The sequence below is a fragment of the Curtobacterium sp. MCLR17_007 genome (assembly GCF_003234655.2).
Classification (GTDB): Bacteria; Actinomycetota; Actinomycetes; order Actinomycetales; family Microbacteriaceae; genus Curtobacterium.
In genome coordinates this window covers 112291-137097 of record NZ_CP126271.1, presented here as the reverse complement: position 1 = coordinate 137097, position 24807 = coordinate 112291, and the positions used below count along the sequence as shown (strand labels likewise).

The 24807-nt window shown below is 72.8% G+C and carries 27 protein-coding genes; 15 read left to right on the top strand and 12 right to left on the bottom strand.

Annotated elements, in window-relative coordinates:
* Nucleotides 1-68 precede the first annotated feature (68 nt).
* From DEJ13_RS00695 to DEJ13_RS00680, 4 genes are read left to right on the top strand one after another with little or no spacing between them, the layout of a single operon-like run.
* On the top strand, nucleotides 69-506 hold the full coding sequence (locus DEJ13_RS00695; RefSeq protein WP_056126575.1) for an Lrp/AsnC family transcriptional regulator: 438 nt from the start codon (nucleotides 69-71) through the stop codon (nucleotides 504-506).
* A 9-nt stretch (nucleotides 507-515) separates the two neighbouring features.
* The gene (locus DEJ13_RS00690) at nucleotides 516-890 is read left to right on the top strand and encodes a hypothetical protein (protein ID WP_056126577.1); all 375 of its coding nucleotides are present in this window, start codon (nucleotides 516-518) and stop codon (nucleotides 888-890) included.
* Between the two features lie 20 nt (nucleotides 891-910).
* Nucleotides 911-1741: a nitroreductase family protein gene (locus tag DEJ13_RS00685; protein ID WP_111107882.1), complete on the top strand. Its 831-nt coding sequence runs from the start codon at nucleotides 911-913 to the stop codon at nucleotides 1739-1741.
* Nucleotides 1738-2523, top strand: coding sequence for a YqjF family protein (locus tag DEJ13_RS00680; protein WP_258374186.1), 786 nt, complete (start codon nucleotides 1738-1740; stop codon nucleotides 2521-2523). The genes DEJ13_RS00685 and DEJ13_RS00680 overlap by 4 nt, the downstream gene beginning before the upstream one ends.
* A 214-nt stretch (nucleotides 2524-2737) precedes the next feature.
* Here the strand turns inward: DEJ13_RS00680 and DEJ13_RS00675 are convergent, their stop codons facing one another.
* Nucleotides 2738-3352 (bottom strand): hypothetical protein, encoded by a 615-nt coding sequence (locus DEJ13_RS00675; RefSeq protein ID WP_111107881.1) that lies wholly within the window; start codon nucleotides 3350-3352, stop codon nucleotides 2738-2740.
* Nucleotides 3353-3432: 80 nt separating this feature from the next.
* On the opposite strand from DEJ13_RS00675, the gene DEJ13_RS00670 reads away from it, so the two are divergent.
* The 4 genes from DEJ13_RS00670 (at nucleotide 3433) to DEJ13_RS00655 (ending at nucleotide 5956) form a co-directional block, all read left to right on the top strand.
* Complete coding sequence (locus DEJ13_RS00670; protein ID WP_111107880.1) at nucleotides 3433-4428, top strand: SDR family oxidoreductase; 996 nt, start codon at nucleotides 3433-3435, stop codon at nucleotides 4426-4428.
* Nucleotides 4425-4769 (top strand): hypothetical protein, encoded by a 345-nt coding sequence (locus tag DEJ13_RS00665; protein ID WP_111107879.1) that lies wholly within the window; start codon nucleotides 4425-4427, stop codon nucleotides 4767-4769. Before DEJ13_RS00670 ends, DEJ13_RS00665 begins: the two co-directional genes overlap by 4 nt.
* Nucleotides 4770-5050: 281 nt before the next feature.
* Complete coding sequence (locus tag DEJ13_RS00660) at nucleotides 5051-5251, top strand: hypothetical protein (RefSeq protein ID WP_056126587.1); 201 nt, start codon at nucleotides 5051-5053, stop codon at nucleotides 5249-5251.
* 87 nt (nucleotides 5252-5338) lie between these two features.
* Nucleotides 5339-5956 (top strand): hypothetical protein, encoded by a 618-nt coding sequence (locus tag DEJ13_RS00655; RefSeq protein ID WP_111107878.1) that lies wholly within the window; start codon nucleotides 5339-5341, stop codon nucleotides 5954-5956.
* Here the strand turns inward: DEJ13_RS00655 and DEJ13_RS00650 are convergent.
* Complete coding sequence (locus DEJ13_RS00650) at nucleotides 5937-9494, bottom strand: proline dehydrogenase family protein (protein WP_111107877.1); 3558 nt, start codon at nucleotides 9492-9494, stop codon at nucleotides 5937-5939. The two genes, DEJ13_RS00655 and DEJ13_RS00650, sit on opposite strands and share 20 nt — an antisense overlap.
* 115 nt (nucleotides 9495-9609) lie before the next feature.
* Here DEJ13_RS00650 and DEJ13_RS00645 point away from each other — a divergent pair, with 115 nt between their 5' ends.
* Entirely contained in the window at nucleotides 9610-10074 is a 465-nt protein-coding gene (locus tag DEJ13_RS00645; RefSeq protein ID WP_111107876.1) for a MarR family winged helix-turn-helix transcriptional regulator, read from the top strand.
* Nucleotides 10075-10121: 47 nt separating this feature from the next.
* Here DEJ13_RS00645 and DEJ13_RS00640 read toward each other — a convergent pair whose 3' ends face one another.
* A complete protein-coding gene (locus tag DEJ13_RS00640; protein ID WP_258374185.1) occupies nucleotides 10122-11072 on the bottom strand; it encodes a DNA-3-methyladenine glycosylase family protein in 951 nt (316 codons plus the stop codon).
* 73 nt (nucleotides 11073-11145) lie between these two features.
* On the opposite strand from DEJ13_RS00640, the gene DEJ13_RS00635 reads away from it, so the two are divergent.
* From DEJ13_RS00635 to DEJ13_RS00610, 6 genes are all read left to right on the top strand, one after another.
* Nucleotides 11146-12174, top strand: coding sequence for a 6-phosphofructokinase (locus DEJ13_RS00635; RefSeq protein ID WP_111107875.1), 1029 nt, complete (start codon nucleotides 11146-11148; stop codon nucleotides 12172-12174).
* 61 nt (nucleotides 12175-12235) lie between these two features.
* Nucleotides 12236-13213, top strand: coding sequence for an MDR family oxidoreductase (locus DEJ13_RS00630; RefSeq protein ID WP_056126601.1), 978 nt, complete (start codon nucleotides 12236-12238; stop codon nucleotides 13211-13213).
* An 88-nt stretch (nucleotides 13214-13301) separates the two neighbouring features.
* Nucleotides 13302-13970, top strand: coding sequence for a GntR family transcriptional regulator (locus DEJ13_RS00625; RefSeq protein ID WP_082518338.1), 669 nt, complete (start codon nucleotides 13302-13304; stop codon nucleotides 13968-13970).
* 3 nt (nucleotides 13971-13973) lie between these two features.
* Nucleotides 13974-15332, top strand: a complete 1359-nt coding sequence (locus tag DEJ13_RS00620; RefSeq protein ID WP_111107874.1) for a GntR family transcriptional regulator — start codon at nucleotides 13974-13976, stop codon at nucleotides 15330-15332.
* Nucleotides 15332-16123, top strand: a complete 792-nt coding sequence (locus DEJ13_RS00615) for an ABC transporter ATP-binding protein (RefSeq protein ID WP_111107873.1) — start codon at nucleotides 15332-15334, stop codon at nucleotides 16121-16123. Before DEJ13_RS00620 ends, DEJ13_RS00615 begins: the two co-directional genes overlap by 1 nt.
* Nucleotides 16124-16223: 100 nt before the next feature.
* The gene (locus tag DEJ13_RS00610; RefSeq protein WP_111107872.1) at nucleotides 16224-17444 is read left to right on the top strand and encodes a hypothetical protein; all 1221 of its coding nucleotides are present in this window, start codon (nucleotides 16224-16226) and stop codon (nucleotides 17442-17444) included.
* A gap of 80 nt (nucleotides 17445-17524) precedes the next feature.
* Here the strand turns inward: DEJ13_RS00610 and hemL are convergent, their stop codons facing one another.
* The 9 genes from hemL to DEJ13_RS00565 form a co-directional block, all read right to left on the bottom strand.
* Complete coding sequence (gene hemL / locus DEJ13_RS00605; protein ID WP_111107871.1) at nucleotides 17525-18871, bottom strand: glutamate-1-semialdehyde 2,1-aminomutase; 1347 nt, start codon at nucleotides 18869-18871, stop codon at nucleotides 17525-17527.
* Entirely contained in the window at nucleotides 18868-19923 is a 1056-nt protein-coding gene (gene hemB / locus DEJ13_RS00600; RefSeq protein ID WP_258374184.1) for a porphobilinogen synthase, read from the bottom strand. The genes hemL and hemB overlap by 4 nt, the downstream gene beginning before the upstream one ends.
* Nucleotides 19920-20657, bottom strand: a complete 738-nt coding sequence (locus DEJ13_RS00595) for a uroporphyrinogen-III synthase (RefSeq protein WP_502868740.1) — start codon at nucleotides 20655-20657, stop codon at nucleotides 19920-19922. Before DEJ13_RS00595 ends, hemB begins: the two co-directional genes overlap by 4 nt.
* A gap of 71 nt (nucleotides 20658-20728) precedes the next feature.
* Nucleotides 20729-21706, bottom strand: coding sequence for a hydroxymethylbilane synthase (hemC, locus tag DEJ13_RS00590; RefSeq protein WP_111107868.1), 978 nt, complete (start codon nucleotides 21704-21706; stop codon nucleotides 20729-20731).
* Nucleotides 21703-22938 carry a ferrochelatase gene (locus DEJ13_RS00585; protein WP_181437122.1) on the bottom strand — a complete coding sequence of 412 codons (1236 nt, stop codon included), beginning with the start codon at nucleotides 22936-22938 and terminating at the stop codon, nucleotides 21703-21705. Before DEJ13_RS00585 ends, hemC begins: the two co-directional genes overlap by 4 nt.
* Nucleotides 22935-23696 (bottom strand): hydrogen peroxide-dependent heme synthase, encoded by a 762-nt coding sequence (gene hemQ, locus DEJ13_RS00580; RefSeq protein ID WP_111107867.1) that lies wholly within the window; start codon nucleotides 23694-23696, stop codon nucleotides 22935-22937. The genes DEJ13_RS00585 and hemQ overlap by 4 nt, the downstream gene beginning before the upstream one ends.
* A 104-nt stretch (nucleotides 23697-23800) precedes the next feature.
* Nucleotides 23801-24037, bottom strand: a complete 237-nt coding sequence (locus DEJ13_RS00575; protein ID WP_181437121.1) for a DUF3618 domain-containing protein — start codon at nucleotides 24035-24037, stop codon at nucleotides 23801-23803.
* Between the two features lie 41 nt (nucleotides 24038-24078).
* Nucleotides 24079-24537: a phage holin family protein gene (locus tag DEJ13_RS00570; protein ID WP_056126621.1), complete on the bottom strand. Its 459-nt coding sequence runs from the start codon at nucleotides 24535-24537 to the stop codon at nucleotides 24079-24081.
* Nucleotides 24534-24788 carry a hypothetical protein gene (locus tag DEJ13_RS00565; RefSeq protein WP_056126623.1) on the bottom strand — a complete coding sequence of 85 codons (255 nt, stop codon included), beginning with the start codon at nucleotides 24786-24788 and terminating at the stop codon, nucleotides 24534-24536. Before DEJ13_RS00565 ends, DEJ13_RS00570 begins: the two co-directional genes overlap by 4 nt.
* Between the last annotated feature and the right edge of the window lie 19 nt (nucleotides 24789-24807).

The window sequence follows — 24807 nt, the reverse complement described above, 5'->3', positions numbered from 1 at the left end:
GTGGACGCGCGCACGTTTCGTGCGTGCAGCCGGGCTCCTCGCAAGAAACCACGCGTAGCATTGCGGCAATGGATTCGCTCGACCACCGCATCCTGGATCGACTCCGGGACAACGCCCGCGCCGGCTACGGCGACATCGGGTCGGTCGTCGGGCTCTCGGCGTCGGCCGTCAAGCGCCGCGTCGACCGTCTGGTCGCCGACGGCGTGATCCGCGGCTTCACGATCAAGGTCGACCCCGCGGTTGAGGACCGCGGCACCGAGGCCTGGGTCGAGCTGTACTGCCGCGGCACGGTCTCCCCCGACGAACTCCGGTCGCTGCTCGACTCCGTCCCCGAAGTCGTCGACGCTGGCACGGTCACCGGCAGCGCCGACGCCGTCGTGCACATGCGCTCGAAGGACCTCCCGGCGCTCGAAGAAGCGCTCGACCGCGTCCGGCTCGCGCCGCAGGTCGACCACACGCGCAGCGCGATCGTGCTCTCCCGCCTGGTCTCGCGCGAGTCCGCGTAGGTCACCGCCGTGTCCCGGTTCCGTTCGACGTCCTGGAGGCCCGGCCCGACGCACGCAGGATCGCGTCCCGCCCGCCGTCTGGTCGCGGCCGCGTCGATCGCCTACGTCACCAACTGCCTGTGGGGTACCGCCGTCGCAGTCGGTGTCATCCGGACGAAGAAGCTCCGGGTGGTGCACCACGGCCTGTTCGTCGTGACCGCCACCCTGACGGGCGTCGCGGCCACCACCCCGCTGTGGACCCGCTCACGGTCGGCGCTGTTCCTGCTGCCCGCACTCGTCCCGCTGGCGGTCGCTCCACGCACGGACCCGAGGTCGAGAGCACACTGGAGCGTCGCGGTCGCCGCCGCACCGTCCTACCTGGGGGCGTTGCTCGCGCGGCGCTGAGACGCGAGGAAGGACACACGGTGGAACTGTTCGAAGCGATCCGGCGGCGACGCACCACGAACGGGGCGTTCCAGCCCGACCCCGTCTCCGAGGAGCACCAGCGGCTGCTCGTCGAGCTGGCCGGTCGGGCTCCGTCGCAGCTCAACAGCCAGCCGTGGCGCTTCGTCCTGGTCGAGGACCGGACGACGATCGACCGGGTCGCGGAGATCAGCGGGCGCTCGATGACCCGCACGATGGCCGAGGGCACGTTCTTCCAGCGCTACAAGCCGTACTTCCGGTTCAGCCAGCAGGAGATGGACGAGCGCCGGGACGGGATGCTCTTCGACAAGCTGCCCGGTCCGCTCAAGCCGTTCACCAAGCAGGTCTTCACCAGGCGCGGGCAGCTGCTGATGAACACCCTGCGCGTGCCGCAGACCCTCGGCGAGGAGAACCGGAAGCTCGTCGCCGGCTCCCCGCTGCTGCTCGGCGTGATGCTCGACCGGCACGAGTACCGGAAGGAGGAGCTCTCCGGCTTCTACTCGGTGTTCAGCATGGGCGCGGCGATGGAGAACATCTGGCTCGCCACGACCGAGCTCGGCCTCGGCATCCAGTTCGTGTCGTTCCCGATGGAGGCCCCCGGTGCCTGGGCAGAGATCGAGGACCTGCTGCGCGTGCCGTCGGAACTCGAGCTCATGGCCGTGTACCGGATCGGGTACCTCCCGCCCGAGCGTCGACGACCCGCGATCGACTGGACGTCGAGCGAACGGAAGCGGCCGTCGCAGTACGTCTTCCGCGACACCTGCGACACCCCGCAGCAGGGGTGGGACGACGTGTCCGTCGCGACCCACCTGGACGACCGGAGCGGGTCGTGACCGCCGGCCGGGTCGGCGGGAGCGGACCGGTCCTCCAGTCCGTGACGGCCGCGGCACCGGACCTGACCGGACGGCCGTGGATCTCGCAGGACTGGCTCGACGTGGTCTTCGTGCACTGGCGGGTCGACGCGTCGGCGGTCGCGCCGCTGCTGCCGGCCGGGACGCGGCCGGACACCATGGCGCTCGACGGCACCGACGACGACGCGACCACCTGGGTCGGGCTGATCGGCTTCCGGTTCACGGACACGCGGTTCCCGCCGCTCGGCCCCCTGGGGCGGACCGGGCGCATCGGTGACTTCGTGGAGGTCAACGTGCGCGTCTACACGCGGGACGACCAGGGACGGCGAGGCGTGGTGTTCCTGTCCCTCGACGCGGGGAAGCTCCTGCCGACGGTCGGAGCGCGCGTCGCGACCGGCCTGCCGTACTGGTGGGCGAACGCCGAGATGCGCACGGGCGACGGGCGCGTCGGGTACGCGATGCGCCGGCACGGGACCCATCTGCGGTCGATGTTCGACGTGCAGGTCGGAGCGGAGGTCGCGGAGCCGACCGCGCTCGAGACCTTCCTGACGGCGCGGTGGGGCATGCACGTGCACCGGGCGGGTGCGACGCGGTTCTGGCCGAACGAGCACGCGTCGTGGGCACTGCACCGGGCGTCGGTGGTGTCGCTGCGGGACGACCTGGTCGGCGCCGCGGGGCTGCCGTTCGCGTTGACGGAGCTCGAGCCGGACTCGGTGCTGTACTCGCCGGGGGTGACCACGCGCTTCGGGGCCGGACGGCGCTGAGTCGGGCGCTGCGGGCGGGTGCTGCGGGTCGGGCGGGTGCTGGTGCTGACTCGGGTCGGGCCGGTCGGGCGGGTGCTGGTGCGACAGGACCGATGTCGTACGACAGCGCAGTTGTCGCGCCGGCCGTACGCCGCCGCCCGAACGACAGGAGCGATGTCGTACGACAGCGCGGATGTCGTTCCACCGGTGGTCAGGGCGGAAGGTGCGTCGACCGTCAGTCGCGCGGTGCCCGGGACGCGGCGCGGAACTGGACCACCGCAATGGCCGCGGCGACGACCGCGACCACCCATCCGCCGCCCACCCACACCGACGCGCGGTGGTGGGGCACCGCGGGCAGCAGGATCCCGAGCAGGACCAGCACCACCGATGTGACCGCCATCACGAACGCAGTGACCGCGGCGACGAGACGATCGAGCCGGGGAACCGATCGTGCGTTCCGGAAGACCTGCGTACCGACTCCGAGCACGCCCGCCGCGGTGCCGACGGACGCTCCCGCGATCAGACCGCCGGCCGTGATGATCGTCGCCGTGCCGAACCCGACGACGACGCGCACCACGTGGAGCCGCCACGACGCGGCTCGGGACTGCTCCGAGTACGCGCGGAGACCGGCGACCGCGAGCGCGACGGCACCTACGGCGACGAGGCCACCGGTCACGATGCCGACGACGGCCGCGAGCTGGTCGCCGAACAGCACGGGGAAGACGATCAGCCCCACGGCGAGCACGAGCGCGAGGGCGGGCAGCGTCCAGACCTCGCGCTGCCGGGTCGGCGTCCGCAGCACCCAGCTCGGCGGCGCCGGTTCGCGTTCGTCCTGGTCGTGCGTCTCCACCGGCCCAGTCTGCCCGTCCGGAGGTCCACGGGGCGCTGCGGCTGGGGTGGTTCCGGGGGCGGTACCGGTACAACGGGCAGATGACACGTGTGGCAGTGGTGACCGGTGGATCAGCGGGACTCGGACGGGCGACGGTGCGGGAACTCGCGGCGCGCGGGTGGGACGTGGCCGTGATCGCCCGCGGCCAGGAGGGCGTCGACGCCGCAGCCGCCGAGGTGGTGGCAGCCGGGCGTCGGGGTCTCGCGCTGTCGGTGGACGTCGCCGACCGCGAAGCCGTCGAGGTGGCGGCTGACCGGATCGAGGCCGAACTCGGTCCGATCGACCTGTGGGTGAACGGGGTGATGGTCGGGGTGTTCAGTCGCTTCCTCGACACCGCACCCGAGGACTTCGAGCGCGCGCTGCACGTGACGTACCTCGGCTTCGTGAACGGCACGCGGGCGGCCCTGTCGCGGATGGTCCCGCGTGACCGCGGGCAGGTCATCCAGGTCGGCTCGGCACTCGGCTTCCGGGGCATCCCCCTGCAGGCGGCGTACTGCGGCGCGAAGCACGCGATCGTCGGGTTCACCGAGTCCGTCGTCTCCGAGCTCATCGAGCAGGGCAGCAAGGTGCAGGTGTCGCGCGTCGACATGCCGGCGCTCAACACGATCCAGTTCGAGTGGGTGAAGTCGAACCTGCCGCACCACCCGCAGCCCGTCGCCCCGATCTACCAGCCCGAGGTCGGTGCGCGGGCCATCGCCGCCACGGCCGAGCGACCGCGTCGTCGGACCTGGGTCGGCGAGTCGACGGTGTACACCATCCTCGGCAACCGCATCAGCGGTCGGTTCGCCGACTGGTACGCGGCGAAGACCCTGGTGTCCGGCCAGCAGATCGCCGAGAAGGACGGGGAGTCCCTCCCCTCGAACCTCTACGAGCCGGTCGCCGGCGACCACGGCGCGCACGGTGTGTTCGACGACAGCGCCCACGCCTGGTCCCCGCAGACCTGGTGGGTGGAGCACCGCCGGCTCGGCAACGGTCTGATCGGCGCGGCACTCGGCGTCGCGGGAGCAGCCGTGCTCGCCGTGGGACGCCGACGATGAGCCGCGCACGCGACCGTCGCCGAAGTGCCACCGTCGTCGAGGGAGCCCGTGCCGTACTCGGGGCGCTGCACCTGATCCGCGCGGGGTCCGACCCGGCGACCGCGACGTTCCACCGGGTCCTCGGGGTCCGGCAGCTGGTGCAGGCCGGGGTGCTCTCGCGGGCCGGCTCCGGCGACGCGCACACCCTCGGGGCGGCGGTGGACGCCACGCACGCGGTCACCATGCTGCCGCTCATGTTCGTGGGACGGCGGTGGCGCCGCGTCGCCGTCGGTCAGTTCGTGATCGCGCTCGCCCTGGCGATCGCCGAGGTCGCCCTGGTCGGGTCCGGCCGCAAGCGCTGACCGGCAGCACGCGGACCGATCGGGGCGCTGCCTGGTTGCATGCTCTGCGGCTCCGGCGATGGGCGGTCGCGCTCCGGCTCGAGCACAGGGGACGCTCAAGAGCCGGAGCGTCGACGCTCTCACGAGCCTCGGGGGCAGGGGACCCGCCGATCGGGGGTGGCTCGCTGATGACGACTGTACCCGGTCCGCCCTTAGGGGGACAGACAGGTCGGTACCCCACTTCGGGCGTCAACCGGCTGAACCCCGAGACGCTCCCCGGATCGCCGCGTAGCGTCCGTCACATGAGCAACGACGCAGAACAGACCGAGCCCGTCATGGACGGCGCCACCGATGCCACCAACCACGAGAAGCTCTCGGGCCTCATCGAGCAGGTCAACCACGACCACGGACACGAGGGTGCCGCGTCGATGGCCGACCACCTGCGCGACCGCATGGACGAGACCGGCGTCGAGGACGAGGACCGCGGCGACACCGAGGACTGAGCCCGAGCGCTGACGCGACCACGTCACTCAGGTGACGGGGTCGCGGAAGGTGCCCAGGGCCTCCAGGCCGAGGAGCGAGGGCCGGGCATGAGCGACTGGCGGCACGACCTGCTCGACCGGCTCCGCGCATCGCCGCTGCTCGCCGCGGTCGCCCCGTACGGATCGGTGACGACGGACAGCACCGACGGCTGGAGCGACCTGGACGTGCGCGTCGAGTCCCGTGGTCCCCTCGACGTCGAGCGACTGCTCGGTGCGCGCCTCTGGGCATGGCAGGCATCCGGCGCGGTCGTCCGGCTGGTCACCGCCGACGGGCGGTTCGTCGACCTGACGGTCGACGGGGCCGACGTGGTGCTGCCGGCACCGCCAGCCGACCTCGCCGTCCGCTTCGACGCGGCACTCGCCGCGGTGCGGTTGGGACGGGGGAACCGGCTCATCGGCCTCCACCTGGTGCTGGGCATCGGACGGGAGGCCCTGGTCGAGTCGATGCGTACCGCGGACGCCGCCACGGGGACGGACCACCACCCGTCGCCGACCCCCTGGGACGCACGGGCTGCCGAGGTGGCGGCGCTGACGGCCAGCCCGCTGGTCCCAGGGACCGCGCTGCGCGCGCTGGAACTGGTCGGCCGGTGGCGCGCGGAGCGGGAACCCGACGTCGTCCCGGACACGAGCGGCCTGCGCGCGCTCCTCAGACGCGCAGGTGGCTGAACTCCGAGTCGACCTCGCCGAACCGGTGTGCGGTGATCGACACCGACTGCTCACGCAGGTACGGCAGCATCTCGATCAGGCCGGCCTCGACGACGGGCGCGGCGAACACCGCGACGTCGATGCTCGCGCCCAGCGCTTCCTCGAGTGCCAGGGCGTCGCCGCCGATCAGCCGGATGCGGGCTCCCGGCCCACCGAACACCGTGTGCGCGGGACGCTCGCGACCCTGGGAGAGGACGAGCTCGATCGCGTCCTGCGGCTCGTCGTCGGGGTCGGACCAGTTGTCCTGGAACACCGCACCCGAGGCTGCGCGGCGCAGGAACTCCTCGTCCGACTCCACCAGGTGGTCGACCACGTCGAGTGGCGACCGGCGTGCCGCGAACAGCTGCGTGAGCGGCGCGGGCAACGGCCGCGACGTGCTCAGCAGCACGTGCGCGCGGCTGGCCGTGGCCGCGACGAGCGCGCGCACGAGATCGCCGTTCGACGCGTCCTCGGCCTGGCGCACGATGACGGACTGCGGCCGCCAGCGCAGCACGTTCCGCTCGACGACCAGCCCGGCCGGGTCGTGCGAGACGCCGAACTCGGCCGCGCGGGCCTGCACGTCGCTGGTGGCTCCGGCACGGACCTGGTCGAACTCCTCGAAGGACAGCCCGCTGCGCGCCGCCTCGATCACCGCGGTCACGCGCTGGGACAGGCCGTGCAGCTGGATGCTCTTGTGCACCGTGCGGGGTGTGGGCTCCCAGCGGCCGAGCGTCGCGACGTACATCGGGCCACCGGGCTTCGTTCCGGTGCCGACCGCTGAGCGCTTCCAGCCGCCGAGGGGGCTCCGGCCGACGACCGAGCCCGTGGTGCCGCGGTTGACGACGAGGCTGCCCGCGCGGACCCGCTGCACCCAGTCCCCGACCTCGTCGACGTCGAGGGAGTGGATACCCGCGACGAGCCCGTGGTCGGTCCCGTTCTGGATCGCGATGGCGTCGTCGAGGGTCTCGGCGTGCATCAGGTCGAGGACCGGCACCGCGTGGTCGGTCTGGTGCCGGTCGCTGCCGGCACGGACGCCGTCGCGGATGCCCGGCGACCAGAGCCGGCCGGAGTCGTCGAGAGGGGCGGGCTGCAGCAACCACGACTCCCCCGGCTCGAGCTCGGTGAGGGCCTGCAGGAGCGGACCGGTCGGTTCGGCGACGAGCGGGCCCATCTGCGCCGTGGGGTCGTCCGGCCAGGCCACGCGGACCGTCCGGGCAGCGTCGACGAGCTGTCGGCGGAACCCCTCGCTCTCGGCGACGGACCCGACCAGCACCACGAGCGACGTGGCGTCGGGGCGCTGCCCCGCGTGGACGAAGGCCGAGCGCACGATGTCCCGGACGGCGAGTTCGACGTCCGCTGACGGGGTCACGACGACGACGTTCCTGCCGCCGGTGGCCGCGGTCAGGGGCAGCCCGGCACGCCACCACGTGAACGACCGGGCGGTGTCGGCAGCGCCGGAGAACACGATCCGGTCGACCGCCGCGTGCGCGATGAGCTGGCGGCCGAGGACGTCCTCGTCCAGGTCGACGAGCTGGAGCAGGGAGTGCGGGACCCCGGCGTCGTGGAGGACGTCGGCCACGACGGCCGCAGACCGCTTGGCCTGGGGTGCCGGCTTGAGCAGCACCCCGCTGCCCGCGGCGAGCGCCGCCAGCACGCCGCTCGCAGGTCCGGCGATGGGCTCCGTCCACTCCGACACGACCACGGTCAGGCGCGGCGGGACGAAGGTCGCGCCGGTGACGTCCACCAGGTGCCGCGCGCGGTCGGCGAAGTGGTGCGCGAAGTCGATCGCCCGGCTGACCTCGGCGTCGGCTTCGGTGAGCGTGGTGCCGGTCTCGGCGACGGCGACCTCGACCAGGTCGGCGCGGCGGCCCTCGAGCTCGTGCCCGATGAGCTCGAGCAGCTCGGCGCGGTCGACCGGGTCCTGCCGCCCCCAGTTGACGCCGGCCTGGGCGGTGCTGCGGACGATCCGCTCGAGCTTGGTGCGGTCGAGCACCCGCGACCCGCGGATCGTCTGCGCGCCGAGCTGCGAACGGGGCACCCGCCGGAGCACGTCCGCGGCCCACTGCCGGTTGGCGGGCAGCGTCGGGTCGGTGACGGGGGCGTTCCGGAAGGCGTCGCGCGGGATGGGGTCGCCCGGGGAGAGTCGACGGTCCTGCGTGCGGTTGGTCGGCGGCACAGGGGTGTCGAGGGCGTCGACCGAGGCCGTCCACCGTGCCTGCTCGCGGTCGAGGGCGGCCTGGTCGTGGCCGATCTCGAACGCCGTGGACATGGCGTTGTCACCGCCGGCGTGCTCCTGCAGTCGCCGGGCGAGGTACCCGATCGCCCCGCGGAAGTCGTCCGGGTGCACGACCGGGGTCGAGAGCACCAGGTCGCCGACCTCGGCGCGGACGGCGTCGGCGTGCGTCGCCGTCATCCCGAGCAGCATCGCCACGTGCACGGCGTCGGTGACCCCGCGGCGCTGGGCGAGCACCCACGCGGTGGCCAGGTCGAACAGGTTGTGGCTCGCCACGCCGATCCGGACGGCGTCCGTGCGCTCGGTCGTCAGCGCGGCGTCGAGCATGCGCAGGTAGGCCGTGTCGGTCTCACGCTTGCTGCCCCACGTGGCGAGGGGCCAGTCGTGCAGGATCGCGTCGACGCGTTCCGCAGCCAGGTGCGCGCCCTTGACCAGCCGGACCGTGATCGGTGCGCCGCCGTGCGCCCGCCGGGTCAGCGCCCACTGCGTCAGGGACTCGAGCGCCCCGGCGCTGTCGGGCAGGTACGCCTGCAGCACGATGCCGGCGTGCAGCCCGAGGAACTCCGGCCGGTCGAGGAGGGCACGGAAGACCGTGACGGCGAGGTCGAGGTCGCCGTGCTCGTCGAGGTCGAGCGTGATCGTCTTGGGCGTGGGGGCGGACGCCGCCAGACGGTACAGCGGGACCAGTCGGTCGACCGCGCGTGCGACCGTCTCCTCGAACGCCCACGGTGCCGACTGTGGCACGACGGTGCCGATGGCCACTGAGACGCGGTCGACGTCGTCGCGGGCGAGCAGGTCCATGGCGCCCTGGAGCCGGCGGTCGCTCTCGGCGCTGCCGAGCACCGGCCCGCCGAGCAGGCTGACGTCGAGGCGGGTGCCGTCGGCGCGGAGCTTGGCGAGTGCCGGCCCGAGCTTCGACGGGGCGGCGTCCACGACCAGGTGACCGGTCATGCGGCGCAGGATCCGGCGCGCGGTGGGGATGACGGCCCACGGTGCCATCGTCGCGAAGCCGCCGCCGAGGGACACGGCGCCGCGGAGGTACCAGGCGAGCGCGTCCGGCACGCCCTGGCTGAGCTGCTCGAGGTGCCGCGCGGCCACGCGGGGGTCCTCGGGGCGGACCACGCGGTCGATGAAGCCGAGCGTGAAGTCCAGGCCCTGTTCGTCACGGAGGACATCGGCCAGCCGCGCCGCACCGGGATCGGGCTTGACGTCCGCGGACGCTGCGAGCCACCGTCGTACGAGGGCAGCGGCGTCGTCGGAACAGTCCTGGAGGCGGGCGCGCGGCATCCTCCGATCGTATGCCGCGGGGCCGACGCGACCTCGGAGCGCGCCGGGTGCGGGCCAACAGTCAGCGACGTGTCAGCGATGCGCCACCTGCGACCCGGATGGATACGCTGGGGGGATGCCGAAGCAGGGGGCCGACCGTCACGACTGGGCGACGTGGGACGCCTACCACGACGTCTGGCGCCGGCTCGACCGGGCCCTCGACCACGCCGTGCAGCAGGGCGCCGGCATCTCGGTCCCGGAGTTCGAGATCCTGATCGGCCTGCACCGGCAGCCGGACCACCGCCTGCGCGTGCGCGACGTCGCCGCGGGCATCGGCTGGGAGAAGTCGCGCGTGAGCCACCAGGTCACGCGCATGGTGAGCCGCGGGCTGGTCGAGCGCTCCGACTGCCCCACCGACGGGCGCGGCAGCTGGGTCGTGATGACCCCGGACGGTCGGCGCGCGGTGCTCGCCGGAATCCGCGCACACACCGCCGCACTCGAGCAGCTGTTCTGGAGGCCCGTGGCGGGGGACGCGGACACGCTGCGGTCCGTCAGCGCGCGGGTCCAGGACGCGCTCGGCCCGACCGACCCGGGTCTCTGACCGGTCGGCGTCCGACCCGGGTCTCCGACCGGCCGGCGTCGGACCCGTCAGTGGCCCCGGTGGTCCTGGATCGTCATGCGCGGACCGAAGGCGGGCTTGCGGAAGCCGCTGCCGCCGATCAGCCGGACGACCCGGTGCCGGTGACCGCGCCAGGGCTCGAGCAGTTCGAGCATGCCGTCGTCGTCGACGGGCCCGCCCGTCAGCGCCCAGCCGACGAGCGCTGGCACGTGGAAGTCACCGACGCTCGGCGAGTCCGGGTCGCCGTGTGACCGCTGCGTCGTCTCGGCAGCGGTCCACACCCCGACGCCCGGGATCGTCTGCAGCCGCGCGGCGACGACGGACCCGCCCCGGCCGAGCGCCAGGGTCCGCTCGATGGCCGGCGCGACCCGGACCGCCCGCATGACCGTGGCCGAGCGTCCCGGTTCGATGCCCGCGCGGTGCCACTCCCAGCTCGGGATCCGCGCCCACTCGTCGGCGGAGGGCGGCACGACCATGCCGGCCGGGGCGGGACCGGGTGCGGGCGTGCCGTGGCGGCGGAGCAGGTACCGCCACGCACCCCAGGCCTGGCGTGACGTGACCTTCTGCTCCATGACCGCCGGCACGAGCATCGCGACCACGGTGTTCGTGCGGCACAGCCGGAGCCCGGGCTGCCGGTGCCGGGCGTCGGCCAGGAACCCGTGTCCCGACACGTCGAGGTCGCTCCAGTCGTCCCCGCGGCCGACCAGGTCGGGCCCGTGCTGCACCGCCCACGCGGCGCCGTCGCCCCACGCCGAGATCGCGATCGTGTCGCCAGCCTGGCGGATCGCCACCGACGCCGGGCCGGCCGGCGTCCGCAGGGCGAGCCAGACGTCCGACCCCACCACGCGGAAGGCCGGGTCGCCGGAGCCGCGCTGCAGGGGCCGGAGCGTCGCGGCCACGTCCACGGGTCCTGCTGGTCGGTACACGGTGTCGAGCCGGGTGTCCCCTGACGGACGCGGGGCGAGACGGACCTGCTGCATGACAGGGATGGTAAGCGAAACCACCGTCGGCCAAGATGGGTCCTGTCCCACCCACCCGACAACGGAGTTCCCCATGCGCATCGGCATCCTCACGTCCGGCGGCGACTGCCCCGGACTCAACGCGGTGATCCGGGCCGCGGTCCTCAAGGGCATCGCGATCCACGGGTACGAGTTCGTCGGGTTCCGGGACGGCTGGCGCGGTGTCGTCGAGGGCGACATCGTCCCGCTCGGCCGCAAGGACATCCAGGGCATCGCCAAGCAGGGCGGCACGATCCTCGGCACCAGCCGGACGAACCCGTTCGAGGGCGAGAAGGGCGGCGTCGAGAACATCCAGCGCGTCCTCGAGCGCCACGGGATCGACGCCCTGATCGCGATCGGCGGCGAGGGCACCCTTGCGGCAGCAAAGCGCCTGACCGACGCCGGGCTGAAGATCGTCGGTGTCCCGAAGACCGTCGACAACGACCTCGGCGCGACGGACTACACGTTCGGCTTCGACACCGCGGTGGAGATCGCGACCGAGGCCATGGACCGCCTGCGCACCACCGGCGAGTCGCACTCCCGCTGCATGGTCGCCGAGGTGATGGGACGGCACGTGGGCTGGATCGCGCTGCAGTCCGGCATGGCCGCGGGCGCGCACGCGATCCTGATCCCCGAGCAGAAGACCTCGCTCGCGCAGATCGCCGCCTGGGTGCGGTCGGCGTACGACCGCGGACGGGCCCCGCTCGTCGTCGTCGCCGAGGGCTTCGTCCCCGACCACGAGGACAACGCGCACTCCGAGCGCGGCCTCGACGCGTTCGGCCGTCCGCGGCTGGGCGGCATCGGCGAGCGCCTCGCGCCGCTGATCGAGGAGATGACGGGCATCGAGACGCGCGCGACGACCCTCGGGCACATCCAGCGCGGCGGCACGCCGACCGCCTACGACCGGGTGCTCTCGACGCGCCTGGGGCTGGCCGCGGTCGACTCCGTCGTCGAGGAGCGCTGGGGACGCATGGTCGCGCTGCGCGGCACCGAGATCGTGCACGTCTCTTTCGCGGACGCGCTCGGCGAGCTCAAGACCGTCCCGCAGTCGCGCTTCGACGAGGCCGCGATCCTGTTCGGCTGACGCACCGGTTCGGGCCGGTCAGTGCGGTCCACGGCCTGGAGGCGCGGGTAGCGTTCGGCGCGTGACCCGCGCCGTCCTCGTCTCCAGTTCCGCCGCCCCCACCGTCACCGACGTCGACGTCCCGGACGCCGGTGAGGGCGAGGCCCTCGTCGACGTCGTGTACTCGAGCGTCAACTACAAGGACGGGCTCGCCCTGGCGCGTGACCCCGGCGTCGCGCGGATCGACCCGCTCGTGCCCGGGATCGACGTCGTCGGCACCGTGGCCGCGGTCGGACCGGGCGTGCACCAGGTCCGGATCGGCGACCGCGTGGTGCTCAACGGTGCCGGCGCGGGCGAGAACCGGCACGGCGGCTGGACGACCAGGGCCGTCGTGCCCGCCGACGCCCTCGTCGTGCTGCCCGACGGCGTCGGCGACGACTTCGCGGCGGCGATCGGCACCGCCGGGTTCACCGCCGCGCTCAGCGTGCTCGCCCTCGCACGGTTCGTGGACCCCACCGACGGGCCGGTCCTGGTGACCGGGTCCTCCGGCGGCGTCGGGTCGGTCGCGATCCCCCTGCTGGCCGGTCGGGGGTACCGGGTGACCGCGTCGACGGGCCGCACCGGGAACGCCGATGCGCTCCGTGCCCTCGGTGCGACGGACGTCGTCGACCGTGCCACGCTCAGCGACCGCGGCCGGCCCATGCAGAAGGCGACCTGGGCCGGCGCGGTGGACAGCGTCGGTGGAGCGACCCTGGCGAACCTGCTCGCGTCGACCCGGTGGGGCGGGGCCGTGACGGCGTGCGGCCTGGCGCAGGACGTCGAGCTGCACACCACCGTGCTGCCCTTCATCCTGCGCGGGGTCTCCCTGCTCGGCATCAACTCGGTGGACGCCCCGGCTGCGCTCCGCCGGCAGGCCTGGGACCTGCTCGCCGCTGAACTCGACCCCGCGCTGCTCACCGACGTGACGCGCACGGTCACGCTGTCCGACGCGATCGCGGTCGGCCCAGAAGTGGTCGCCGGACGGGTGCACGGACGCACGATCGTCGACGTCCGCCGCTGAGATGCAGTCGCACCGCATTTCACAAGCGCTTGCACATCAACACGTTAGGATCGGCATGTCACACACGCGCCACTGAGTGGAGTTCCTGATGCCGGTCCCCAAGTCCACGGTCGAGACCTCGCCCCGCAAGCTCCTGCGCGACGTCGTCTACGAGAAGATGCTCGCCGCCCTCCGGGACGGCACCCTGCAGCACGGTGAGCGGCTCAACGACGACGAACTGGTGCAGTGGCTCGGCGTCAGTCGGACGCCCATCCGCGAGGCGATCGCGAAGCTCGTCGACATCGGCCTGGTCGAGATGGAGGCGAACCGGTACACCCGGGTCGCGACCCCCACGCTCGACGACTGGGTGACCGCGACCCGCGCGATGGTGGGCTTCTTCGAGCTCAGCCTGCGGTGGGGCGTCCCCGAGTACTCCGAGGACGACGCCGATGCCCTGGAGCGGCTGCTCGACCGGGCGGACGGACTCCGCAAGGTCCGCGACAACGGCTTCAGCGGCGCCGTGACCGACATCGTCGAGTTCGCGATCGCCCACTCCGGCAACCCGCTCGTCCAGAACGCAGCCCAGGGTGCGCTCGAACGCGTGCGCTTCACGTTGAACCCGACGCCGGCCTTCGAGCAGTACGGATCGGAGGCGTTCTTCTCGATCCTGCGCGAGGCCCTGCCGGAGCGCGACGGCGAGACCGCCGCCGAAGCCGGCCGTGCCCTGACCCGCAACTTCGAGCAGCACATCGAGTCGGTCCGCGCCGCGCGCGCCTGACCCATGCTGCCCGTCGGCGAGGACGCGGACCCACAGCCGTTCGAGGGCACCTACCGTCGGTTGCTCGCCGCGATCCGCGAGGGCAGTCTCGAGCGCGGGACCGACCACGACGAGCTCGAGCTCGAACACCGCGTCGACGCGGGTCTCGGTGAGCTGCGCGGCGCCCTCTTCCGCCTGGTGTACCTCGGTCTGGCGCGTCGCACGGGCCCGACGACCGTGCGGTTCGAGCCCCTCACGCCCGAGCGGTGGGCCGAGGGCAGCTGGGCCGTGCTCGACCTGCTCGAGATCGCGTTCCGAGCGACGGTGCCGGATCTCACTCCCGACCAGGCGCGCCGGTACCGGGAGCTCGTCGCCGCGGCCGACCGCGACGTCCGACTGCGCTCCGACGGGCTGGACACGTCGATGCTCGCCACCATCGCCTTCTGGGCTGACGAGACGCCCAACCACTTCGTCGGACGACTGCTGCACCGGACGCTGGAGCAGTACCGGTACGGCCTCGACCCGTCGCCACGGTGGCGGGTCGACGGCATCGACCGCTGGCTCGCGGCGTCCTCGCGGGCTGTCCAGCGTGCTGACGTCGTCAGCGCCCAGCAGGCCGTCCACGTCCTGGCGCGGATGTGGCCCGACCACCTGACGGACGTGGCGGCGGCGACCGGGACGGACGACCCGGACGTGCTCCGGAACCCCGCGCCGGCGACGGACGCGACCGTGCTGGTGGACGACGAGCCCGATGCCGCGTGGTTCGACGTGCTCGGCGCAGTCCGCGACGGGACGTGGTCGGCCGGTGAACCCGTCTCGGTGCGCGACCTCGCCCGGCGGTTCCACCTGCCCGCCGCCCGCCTGGTGCCGATCGTCCGTCGTCTCGAGCTCATGAGCCTGCTGCGGGCTGTCCCCGGCACGCAGGACACCGTGGTCGTCCGCACACCGGACCTGCGCGACTGGCAGGACTCCGTCCAGGTCGCGACCGGCGTCTTCGAGGCCGCGTTCCGACGGATGGTCGCCGACCTGTCCGACGCGGACGCCGCGGTGGCCGTCGCCACCCTGCGCCGGATCGGCCGTCTCGGTCGCGCGCGCGACTTCGGCTACGTCGTCGCACTGCTGTCGTTCGCGCGGTCCTGCGTCGACCGACTCGGCAACTCGTTCCTGCGCGACTCGGGCCGCATCGCCCTGGACCGGACCGCGTACATCATGGAGGACCGCACGGCCTTCCGGCAGTTCGCGCTCGATGACTTCCTCGAGCTCGCGACGGACGCGGTCCACCAGCGCGACCCCGACGTCGCCACCGAGGCCATGCACGCGTACGGCCTGCACATCGACGCCCACGTCGCCGAGGTCCGCGCGCGGTACGGCACGATGGAGTGATGTCCGACGTCCTGCTCCGCGCCACCGCCGTCCGCGTCACCCGGTCCGGCCGAGACCTGCTGCACGACGTCGACCTGACGGTACGTCGAGGCGAGCACTGGGCACTCCTCGGACCGAACGGCGCGGGCAAGTCCACGCTGCTGGCCGTCCTCGGGGCCACCGGGCACCCCACCGCCGGGTCGGTCGAGATCCTGGGACGTCGCCTGGGCCGTGTCGACGTCCGGGAACTCCGCGAACACATCGCGCACGTCGACCCCCGGCACCGGATGCTCACCCCGCTGACGGTGCACGAGACCGTCCTGACCGGGCGCACCGGGACGACCGACCTCATGCCGCGGTGGGAACCGACCGCCGACGACCTCGAGCGCGCGGACCAACACGTCGCCGACGTCGGGCTGACCGCACGCCGGGACGCCCGCTGGCCGGTGCTGTCGCAGGGCGAGCGGGGTCGCGCGCTGATCGCCCGTGCGCTGATGGCGGACCCGCAGCTGCTCCTGCTCGACGAGCCGGCGACCGGGCTCGACGTCGCCGCACGCGAACACCTGCTCGAGACCGTCGACGCGCTCCGGCACCGCCACCCTGACCTCGGCAGCGTGATGGTCACGCACCACCTCGAGGACCTGCCGGCGTCGACCTCGCACGCGATGCTGCTGCGGGACGGGGCCGTCGTGGCCCAGGGGGATGCCGACCAGGTGATCACGTCGTCAGCGGTGTCGCACGCCTTCGACTTCCCGCTCGCGATCGTCCGCTCCGAGGGCCGCTGGCACGCACGGCGAGCCGTGCAGCGCTGACGACACCGCACGAGCTGCTCGCGACGTCGGCACGGCGGCGTGACCGCTCCGGCACCGTGGTACCACGCGGTGGTGGACCGGCCGTTCATATTCTGCATCCGTGCAGATCACCCCGGCCACGACCCTCCCGGCTCCCCTGTCCACGGCCACCGTGTGGTCGACGCACTCCCGATCCGTGCACGCGCGCGCCGTCGCGGTCCTCCTGGCCTGGTACGCGGCCGCACGCCTGGTCACCGTGAGCCTGCTCGCGCTCGCCCACGTCGGCGCACGGTCCGGGTGGTGGCCCTGGACGAACTACGACACCGGCCGGTCCTTCGGGGGCTTCCTGCAGTGGTGGGACGGCCACGCGTACCAGGTCATCGCCACCGAGGGGTACCCGAGCACCCTGCCACGGACCGCCGAGGGCCTGGTCCAGCAGAACGAGTGGGCGTTCCTGCCCGGGTACCCGGCCGTCACCCGGTGGGTGATTGCGTGGACGGGACTCGACTTCCCGGCAGCGGGCGCGCTGGTGACCCTCGTGGCCGGTGCCGTCGCGGTCCTGGCGCTCTACGCCGTGGTCGTCCACCAGTTCGGCACCGACCGGGCCGTCCGGGCCGCGGCGCTGTTCGCGTGCAACCCGCTGTCGATCGTCTTCCACGTCACCTACGCCGAGACCCTGTTCCTGGCGCTGGCCTTCACCGCCCTGGCGCTGCTCGTGCGGGGCCGGTGGGTCGCACTCGTCCCGTTCGCGGTCGCCGCGTCGATCGTCCGGCCCGGGGCGCTGTTCATCCCGGCCGCGCTCGGCGTCGTCTTCCTGGAGGCCGTCCTGCGGCGGCGCCGGATGCGGTGGAGCCGGTGGGCCGCCCTGGTCGGCGCCGGGCTCGTCACCGCGGCAGCGGGCCTGGCATGGCCCGTCGTCGTGTCCGCGGTGACCCACACGCCGGACGCCTACGTCCTGACGGAGCTCTCCTGGTGGCGGGACATCGTCGGCGTCGTCGACTTCGTGCCCCTGACCCCGTCCTTCCTGCTCGGGTGGTCGCTCGGCAGAGTCGTGGACGTCGTCGTCGCCGCGGTCACGCTCGGCACGGTGGCGGTCGTGGCGGTCCGCCGCTCACGGGGTGCTGCGGTGCCGCTCCGGGCCGCGGTGCTGTCGTACGGCCTGTACGTGGTCGCCGTGTTCCTGCCGCAGCAGAGCCTGTTCCGGCTGCTGCTGCCCGCCGCTCCCGCGCTCGCCTCGGCGACCTTCACGGGCACGCGGCGGCGGTTCGCCGTGGCGTGCGCGGCCTCCCTGGGGCTGCAGCCCGTCGCGATCGTGTTCCTCTGGCTGACCTGGCCGCTCTGACACGCCGGTCCGGTCCGCACGACGGACGGGAGGCCCGTGGCGGTCGCGCCACGGGCCTCCCGTCCAGTGCGTGCGCCGGTCTACGGCTGCGCGCTCGCGGCCGCGCGCGCCGCGGCGGGCAGCGCCTGCAGCACCCGGTCGACAGCGCGGTCGTCGTGCGCGGCCGTGACGAACCAGGCCTCGTACACGCTCGGCGGCAGGGTCACGCCGGCGTCGAGCATGGCGTGGAAGAACGGGGCGTAGCGCCAGGTCTCCTGCGCGCGGACGTCGTCGTAGTTGCGCGGCGCGGTGTCGGTGAACGCGAAGGAGAACAGGTTGCCCGCGTGCTGCACGGTGTGCGCGACACCGGCGGCACTGAGTGCCTCGCTCGTCGCGGACGAGATCACCGCCGCCGTCCGGTTCAGGGACTCGTACACGGCCGGCGTCGCCGCACGGAGCGTCGCGATGCCCGCAGCGACTGCGAGCGGGTTCCCGGACAGGGTGCCGGCCTGGTAGACGGGACCGAGCGGGGCGAGGAAGTCCATCACCTCGCGCTTGCCACCGAGCGCGGCGAGCGGCATGCCACCTCCGATGACCTTGCCGAACGTGATGATGTCGGGCTTCCAGCCGGCGCCGTCCGGCACCGTGCGGGAGGCCTCGAGCCCCCACCACCCGGCCGAACCGACGCGGAACCCGGTCAGGACCTCGTCGACGATGAGCAGCGCACCGTGCGACTGGGTGATCTGGGCAAGCGTGCGGTTGAACCCGCGGTCCGGGGCCAGCACGCCCATGTTCGCCGCGGCGGCCTCGACGATCACGGCGGCGATGCGCCCGGAGTGCGTGTCGAACGCGGCCCGGACGGCGTCGAGGTCGTTGTAGGGCAGCACCAGCGTCTGGGCCGCGGTCTCGGCGGTGATGCCCGCGCTGCCCGGCATCGCCAACGTCGCGACGCCCGAGCCGGCCTCGGCCAGCAGGGAGTCGGAGTGGCCGTGGTAGTGGCCGGCGAACTTCACGAGCAGGTCGCGGCCGGTGTAGCCGCGTGCCAGACGGATCGCGGTCATGGTCGCCTCGGTGCCGGTGGACACCATGCGGATCTTCTCGATCGGGCCGTCGCCGTCGACCGAGACCCGCTGCTTCACGAGCTCGGCCAGCTCGGTCTCGCCGGGGGTCGACGCCCCGAAGGACAGCCCGCGTGCGGCGGCCTGCTGGACGGCCTCGACCGTGCCGGGGTGCGCGTGCCCGAGGATCGCCGGGCCCCACGACGCGACCAGGTCGACGTACTCGCGCCCCTCGGCGTCGGTGACGTACGGGCCCTTCGCCGACACCAGGAAGCGAGGCGTCCCGCCGACCGAGCCGTACGCACGGACCGGCGAGTTCACACCGCCCGGGATGCTGTTCTTGGCGCGGCCGAAGAGCTGGTCGTTGGTCGCGGTGGCTGTGGCGGTCATTCGGGGGCCTTCCCGGTCGATGCGATGCCGGGGACGTCGGCGGTGGTGCCGGAGGTGCGGAGACCGGCCTCCTGGTTCAGCTTGCGTGCGATGTCCACGGCGAAGTACGTCAGGATCGCGTCCGCCCCGGCGCGCTTGATGCCGACGAGGGACTCCATGGCGGCGGCGTCCCGGTCGATCCACCCGTTCTGCGCGGCCGCGGTGATCATCGCGTACTCGCCCGAGATCTGGTAGGCCCAGACCGGGACGGGCGACGTGGCGGCCGTCTCGGCGAGCACGTCGAGGTAGCTCATCGCCGGCTTCACCATCACGATGTCGGCACCTTCGTCGACGTCGAGGGCGACCTCGCGGAGTCCCTGACGCCCGTTGGCGGCATCGATCTGGTACGTCCGACGGTCCCCGACGAGCGAGGACGAGACGGCCTCGCGGAACGGGCCGTAGAACGCCGAGGCGTACTTCGCCGCGTACGCCAGCAGTGCCGTCCCGCTGTGACCGGCCGTGTCGAGCGCGTCGCGGGCCGCCGCGATCTGGCCGTCCATCATGCCGCTCAGGCAGACGAGCTCGGCGCCGGCCTCGGCCTGGGCGACCGCCATGTCGCGGTACCGCAGCAGGGTGGCGTCGTTGTCGACCGAGCCGTCGGCGGCCAGGACGCCGCAGTGCCCGTGGTCGGTGAACTCGTCGAGGCACAGGTCGGACTGCACCACCAGGGCGTCACCGACCTCGGCCTTCGCGACCCGGATCGCCACGTTCAGGATGCCGTCGGGGTCGGTCGCGCCAGACCCCGTCGCGTCCTTCGCAGTGGGGACGCCGAACAGGTTCACTCCGCCCACGCCCTGCTCGGCCGCCCCGACGAGCGCCCGGCGGAACGAGTCGAGCGAGTGCTGCTGCACGCCCGGCATGCTCGAGATGTCGACGGCGTCGGTGGCGCCTTCGCGGATGAACATCGGCAGCACGAGTTCGGCCGGGTGCAGCCGGGTCTCGGCCACCAGGCGTCGCATGGCGGGGGTCGCGCGCAGTCGACGCGGGCGGACCTGGGGGAAGCGTCCAGTCACGGGTGGCCTTCCTGATCGGGAGTGGAGGGGTCGAGGGCCTCGACGACGGCGTCGAGGAGGGCTTCTGCGGAGCGCGAGGCTCCGGTCACGTGCACGGGGAGTCCGGCGGCACGGGCGTCGGCGGCGGTCCCGGGCCCGATGCACGCCACCAGGGTCGTGGGGTCGAGCGGGGTCATCCGGCGGGCGATCTCGCGGGCGACGCTGCCGCTCGTCACGAGCACCGCGCCAGGCACCGCGTCGAGGACGACCGGCTCGTCGCCGGTCCCCACGGTACGGTACGCGACCGGGTCGTCGACGTCGATCCCGCGTGCGCGCAGGCCGTCGACCAGGGTGGGCGCGGCGATCTCGGACCGGGGGAACAACACGGTGCCGTCCATGTGCGGCAGTGCCGCCACCAGGCCCGCCGCCGACGCGTCGTCCGGCACCAGGTCCACGCGCCAACCGGCAGCACGCGCGGCTCGAGCGGTCGCCTCGCCGACCGCCGCCACCCGGACACCGGACGGGAGGCCGGGGACGCGGCCGGCGAGGACCGTCACCGCGACCGCACTGGTGACGACGATCCATGCGTAACCATCGACGCTGGTTCGCACGCCGTCAGCAGGCGAGTCCGACCGGTCGCTCGTGGCCGCGACCAGCCGCGCGACGGCACGGTCCAGCGGTGCCGGATCCAGCGGCGGCTCGGTCGCGATGAGCGGCACGATCCGGGGGTCGAGCCCGCGGGCCCGAGCGGCCAGGGCGACGCGCTCGCCCCACGCGCCACCCCGGGGGATGACGACGACGGGCGAGCGCGTGTCCGTGGCGGGTCCTACTGCACGCTGTCGGCGAGGTCGGCGAGGTCACCCGCGCCGTTCTCGAGCAGCTCGGCGGCGACACGGCCACCCACCTGGAGCGCCTCGGACAGGCGGTCCTGAGCGGAGCCGTCGAGCACCGCGGCGTGGGACGCCGTGCGGTACTCGGAGCCGTCCGGGCGGTAGACCGTGGCCGACACGAGGAGCATCTCGGCGTCGACGATGGCGGTCGCTCCGATCGGGGCCGAGCAGCCGGCCTCGAGCTTCGCGAGCACCTCACGCTCGGCGGACACCGTCAGGCGGGTGGGCGCGTGCTCGATCTTGCGCAGTGCAGCCACCAGGTTCCGGTCGGACTCGTCCGCTCGGACCTCGATCGCGAGTGCACCCTGCCCCGGAGCACTCGGCCAGAAGCCCAGGTCGAGGAGCTCGGTCGCCTCGGCCAGCCGCTCGATGCGCCCGAGCCCGGCCGCAGCCAGCACGACGGCGTCGAGGTCGTCCTGTACCCGGCCGAGCCGCGTGTCGATGTTGCCGCGGATGTCCACGACGTCGAGATCGGGACGCTTGGCCCGGAGCTGCGCCGCACGGCGGGGCGAACCCGTGCCGACCTTGGCGCCCTCGGGCAGGGTCTCGATCGTGGCCGCGTTCCGGGCCACCAGGACGTCACGGGCGTCGGCACGCTTGGGCACCGCTGCGATGGTGAGCCCCGGGTACGGCGCGGTCGGCAGGTCCTTGAGGGAGTGGACGAGGACGTCCACCTGGCCGGCGACGAGGGCCTCGCGCAGCGCGGACGCGAACACGCCCGTCCCGCCGAGGCTGGCGAGCGAGGCACGGTTCGTGTCGCCCTCGCTGGTCACGGTCACGAGCTCGACCGGACGACCCGCCGCCTTGGCCAGACGGTCCGCCACGTCCTGGGACTGGGCGACCGCCAAGCGGCTGGCGCGGGTGCCGAGGCGGATGGGCCGGACGGCGTCGGACTGGTCGGTGGGTGTGGTCACGGGGCAACGCCGGCGGCCGCCGGCTTGAACCCGGCGCGCTCGTTCTCGCAGCACCCCGGACGGCAGACGTCGTACCAGGGACCGATGTCGGTCATGTGCGGCCGCTCGGCCTTGGACAGGCCGTTGACCCGCTCGAGCACGAGGTCGACCAGGCCCGCGACGTACGCCGGGTCCACGCCGGGGGTCTGCGTGCGGAGCGACCAGAAGCCGAGCTCGCCGGCGGTCTCGGTCGCTTCTTCGTCGAGGTCCCACATGACCTCCATGTGGTCGCTCACGAAGCCGAGCGGCACGATGAGCACTGCGCGGGTGGGGCCGCCCTTGAGGTCCTCGTTCAGGAAGTCGTTGATGTCCGGCTCGAGCCACGGCTGCGACGGGGGGCCGGACCGCGACTGGTAGACGAGCTTCCAGGCCGGCTTCGCCGTGCCCTGCAGGTGTGCGTGCTCGGGCTGCTCGAGCAGCTCGGCCCAGGCCTGGTCGAGGACGACCTGCGCCACCGCCTGGTGCTGGGCCGCGTACGCGCCGCCGTCCCCGAAGCCGCGGAAGTCGGGTCCGGACTTCGCTGCGTCGGTCGAGGGGATCGAGTGCGTCGAGAACAGGACGTGCAGCTCGGTCGCGACGTCGAGCCCGTCGTTCTCGGCGATCGCCCGGGCCAGGCCGTCGCGCACACCGTCGACGAACGGGCGGACGAATCCGGGGTGGTCGAAGAACTGCCGGACCTTGTCGATCTGGATGGTGTCGATGAGCCCGGTGGCGTCGAGCACGCGGGCGTAGTCCTCGCGGTACTGCCGGCAGCTGGAGAACGACGAGTACGCGCTCGTGGCGATGGCGATGAGCTTCGTGTAGCCCTTCTCGCCGGCCTCGGTGAAGGCGTCCTCGAGGTAGGGCTCCCAGTTCCGGTTGCCCCACAGCACGGGCAGGTCGATGCCACGCTTCGCGAGTTCGCCCTCGAGCGCGGCCTTGAGCGCGCGGTTCTGGGCGTTGATCGGGCTGACGCCGCCGAAGTGCCGGTAGTGGTGGGCGACTTCTTCGAGGCGCTCGTCCGGGATCCCGCGCCCGCGGGTGACGTTGCGCAGGAACGGGATGACGTCGTCCTGGCCCTCGGGACCGCCGAAGCCCGCGAGCAGGATGGCGTCGTACGCGGTCGGGGTCTCGACGTGCTCGGGGCCCGAGGCCGCAGCCGGGGTGGCGGCGAGGACGCCCTGGCCGTTGGTGATCAGGGTGGTGTCGGTCACGACAGGACCTCCGGGAGTTCGGCGGTCGTCACGCGACGACCGGTGTAGAAGGGCACTTCTTCGCGCACGTGCATGCGGGCCTCGGTGTAGCGCAGGTCACGCATCAGGTCGACGAGGTCGACCAGGTCGGGGCTCTCGAGCGGCAGGATCCACTCGTAGTCGCCGAGTGCGAACGACGCGATGGTGTTCGTCAGGACCCGACGGTACTTGGCACCGGCGACACCGTGGTCGCGGAGCATCGTCGAGCGCTCCGCTTCCGGCAGCAGGTACCACTCGTAGGAGCGGACGAACGGGTAGACCGTGATCCAGGCCTCGGGGTCCTTGCCGCGCAGGAACGCGGGGGTGTGCCGCTTGTTGAACTCGGCTTCGCGGTGCATGGCCATGACGTGCCACACCGGTTCGGCGTCCTGGAACAGCGCGGTGCGGCGGATGCTGCGGAGCACGGACTGGATGACCTGGGCGTCGTCGCCGTGCAGCCAGATCATGACGTCGGCGTCGGCGCGGAAGCCGGAGACGTCGTAGAAGCCGCGGATCGTCACACCCTGGTCGGCACCCGCGGCCACCACGGCGTCGAGCTCGGCGACGGCGTCGCCACCCGGGGTGGGGACCGCACCCACGGGACGCCGGAAGACGGCCCACAGCGCGTAGGCGGTCAGCAGGTTCGGGTCGATCCCCGAGTCCGGAGCGGTCTCGTGCGGGTGGGCGGACGCGGTTGCGCCCTGATCGGGCACGCCCTGCGTGGGCACGTCGGAACTCATGTGGTCCTTGGTCCTATCGGTTGCAGGAACTGGTGCGCCGGTTCCTGCGCCGATGGGCACCGGGCCGGCGGGCGCCCCTGGGCCGTGGGCCCGGTGATCCGGACCTACCGCCGTCGGAGCACCGTCACGACGATACCCCCGACCACCGCCACGCCCGCTGCGAGACCGACCAGGTACGGGGGACGCTTCTCGAGGACGCCACGCTTCACCTTCGATGCGGCGATGCCGAGCTGCTTCGGCACGTTGAGCTTGTCCTCGATCGCGTCGAGGGTGTCGAAGAGCTGGGCCCGGGTCGAGGCGACGTCGTCGGCGAGTCGGTCGTGCGGGTGCTGGTCGGTCACAGGTACTCCAAGGATGGTGCCGGGGTCGCGACGCGGCAGCGTCAGAACCGGCCGCCGACGTCCGGGTTGCGGGACGCGTGCTGGGTCTCGGGCGTGGGCTTCTTGCCGAGCCCCTTGACCGCGTTGATGTCGTTCTTGACGCTGGCGATCGTGCGCTTGGGTGTGACGGGCAGCCCCTTCTTGAACCGCTTCCACCCGACGAAGCCCAGGATCGCGGCGACGACGAGCATCACGAACGCGAGCACGAGGGCTGCCAGCCACGCGGGCATGACGGTCGCGAGGCCCATGACCGCTGCGGTCAGCAGCACGCCGATCGCGTACAGCACGATGACCAGCGCCACCACGAGCAGCGCGGCCGCCAGAGCGAAGACCTTGGCCTTGCCGGTCAGCTCGGCCTTCAGGAGTGCGATCTCACCCTTGACGAGGTTCTTGACGAGCTGGGGCACGTCCCCGACGAGACCGAACAGCGATCGCGGTTTCCGGTCACGGGTGTCCGTCATGAGGTCGCTTGGTCCTTCTTCTGGCCGACCTTGCGGACGACCTTCTTCGTCTGCTCACCCACGAACTCGGCGACGTCCGGCGTCTTGTCGGCGACGAACTCCTCGACCGTGTGGACGCCCTTCTGGACGTTCCCGTTGTTCCAGATCTTGCCGCTGACGGTCTTGATCTGTTCGTACCGCGCCCGTCCGGCTCGCGATCCCAGGACGTACCCGAGTGCTGCGCCGGCGACGAACAGGAGCCTGCCTCGCATGGTTCCTCCGAGAGTTCAA

Excerpts from the sequence above, each read along its gene's own strand:
- DEJ13_RS00645 (WP_111107876.1), top strand. The coding sequence starts at position 9,610 with ATGCCGAAGCAGGGGGCCGACCGTCACGACTGGGCGACGTGGGACGCC.
- DEJ13_RS00670 (WP_111107880.1), top strand. The coding sequence starts at position 3,433 with ATGACACGTGTGGCAGTGGTGACCGGTGGATCAGCGGGACTCGGACGG.
- hemQ (WP_111107867.1), bottom strand. The coding sequence starts at position 23,696 with ATGAGTTCCGACGTGCCCACGCAGGGCGTGCCCGATCAGGGCGCAACC.
- DEJ13_RS00665 (WP_111107879.1), top strand. The coding sequence starts at position 4,425 with ATGAGCCGCGCACGCGACCGTCGCCGAAGTGCCACCGTCGTCGAGGGA.
- DEJ13_RS00570 (WP_056126621.1), bottom strand. The coding sequence starts at position 24,537 with ATGACGGACACCCGTGACCGGAAACCGCGATCGCTGTTCGGTCTCGTC.
- DEJ13_RS00660 (WP_056126587.1), top strand. The coding sequence starts at position 5,051 with ATGAGCAACGACGCAGAACAGACCGAGCCCGTCATGGACGGCGCCACC.
- DEJ13_RS00565 (WP_056126623.1), bottom strand. The coding sequence starts at position 24,788 with ATGCGAGGCAGGCTCCTGTTCGTCGCCGGCGCAGCACTCGGGTACGTC.
- DEJ13_RS00625 (WP_082518338.1), top strand. The coding sequence starts at position 13,302 with ATGCCGGTCCCCAAGTCCACGGTCGAGACCTCGCCCCGCAAGCTCCTG.
- hemL (WP_111107871.1), bottom strand. The coding sequence starts at position 18,871 with ATGACCGCCACAGCCACCGCGACCAACGACCAGCTCTTCGGCCGCGCC.
- DEJ13_RS00640 (WP_258374185.1), bottom strand. The coding sequence starts at position 11,072 with ATGCAGCAGGTCCGTCTCGCCCCGCGTCCGTCAGGGGACACCCGGCTC.
- DEJ13_RS00695 (WP_056126575.1), top strand. The coding sequence starts at position 69 with ATGGATTCGCTCGACCACCGCATCCTGGATCGACTCCGGGACAACGCC.
- DEJ13_RS00650 (WP_111107877.1), bottom strand. The coding sequence starts at position 9,494 with ATGCCGCGCGCCCGCCTCCAGGACTGTTCCGACGACGCCGCTGCCCTC.
- DEJ13_RS00635 (WP_111107875.1), top strand. The coding sequence starts at position 11,146 with ATGCGCATCGGCATCCTCACGTCCGGCGGCGACTGCCCCGGACTCAAC.
- DEJ13_RS00655 (WP_111107878.1), top strand. The coding sequence starts at position 5,339 with ATGAGCGACTGGCGGCACGACCTGCTCGACCGGCTCCGCGCATCGCCG.
- DEJ13_RS00620 (WP_111107874.1), top strand. The coding sequence starts at position 13,974 with ATGCTGCCCGTCGGCGAGGACGCGGACCCACAGCCGTTCGAGGGCACC.
- DEJ13_RS00615 (WP_111107873.1), top strand. The coding sequence starts at position 15,332 with ATGTCCGACGTCCTGCTCCGCGCCACCGCCGTCCGCGTCACCCGGTCC.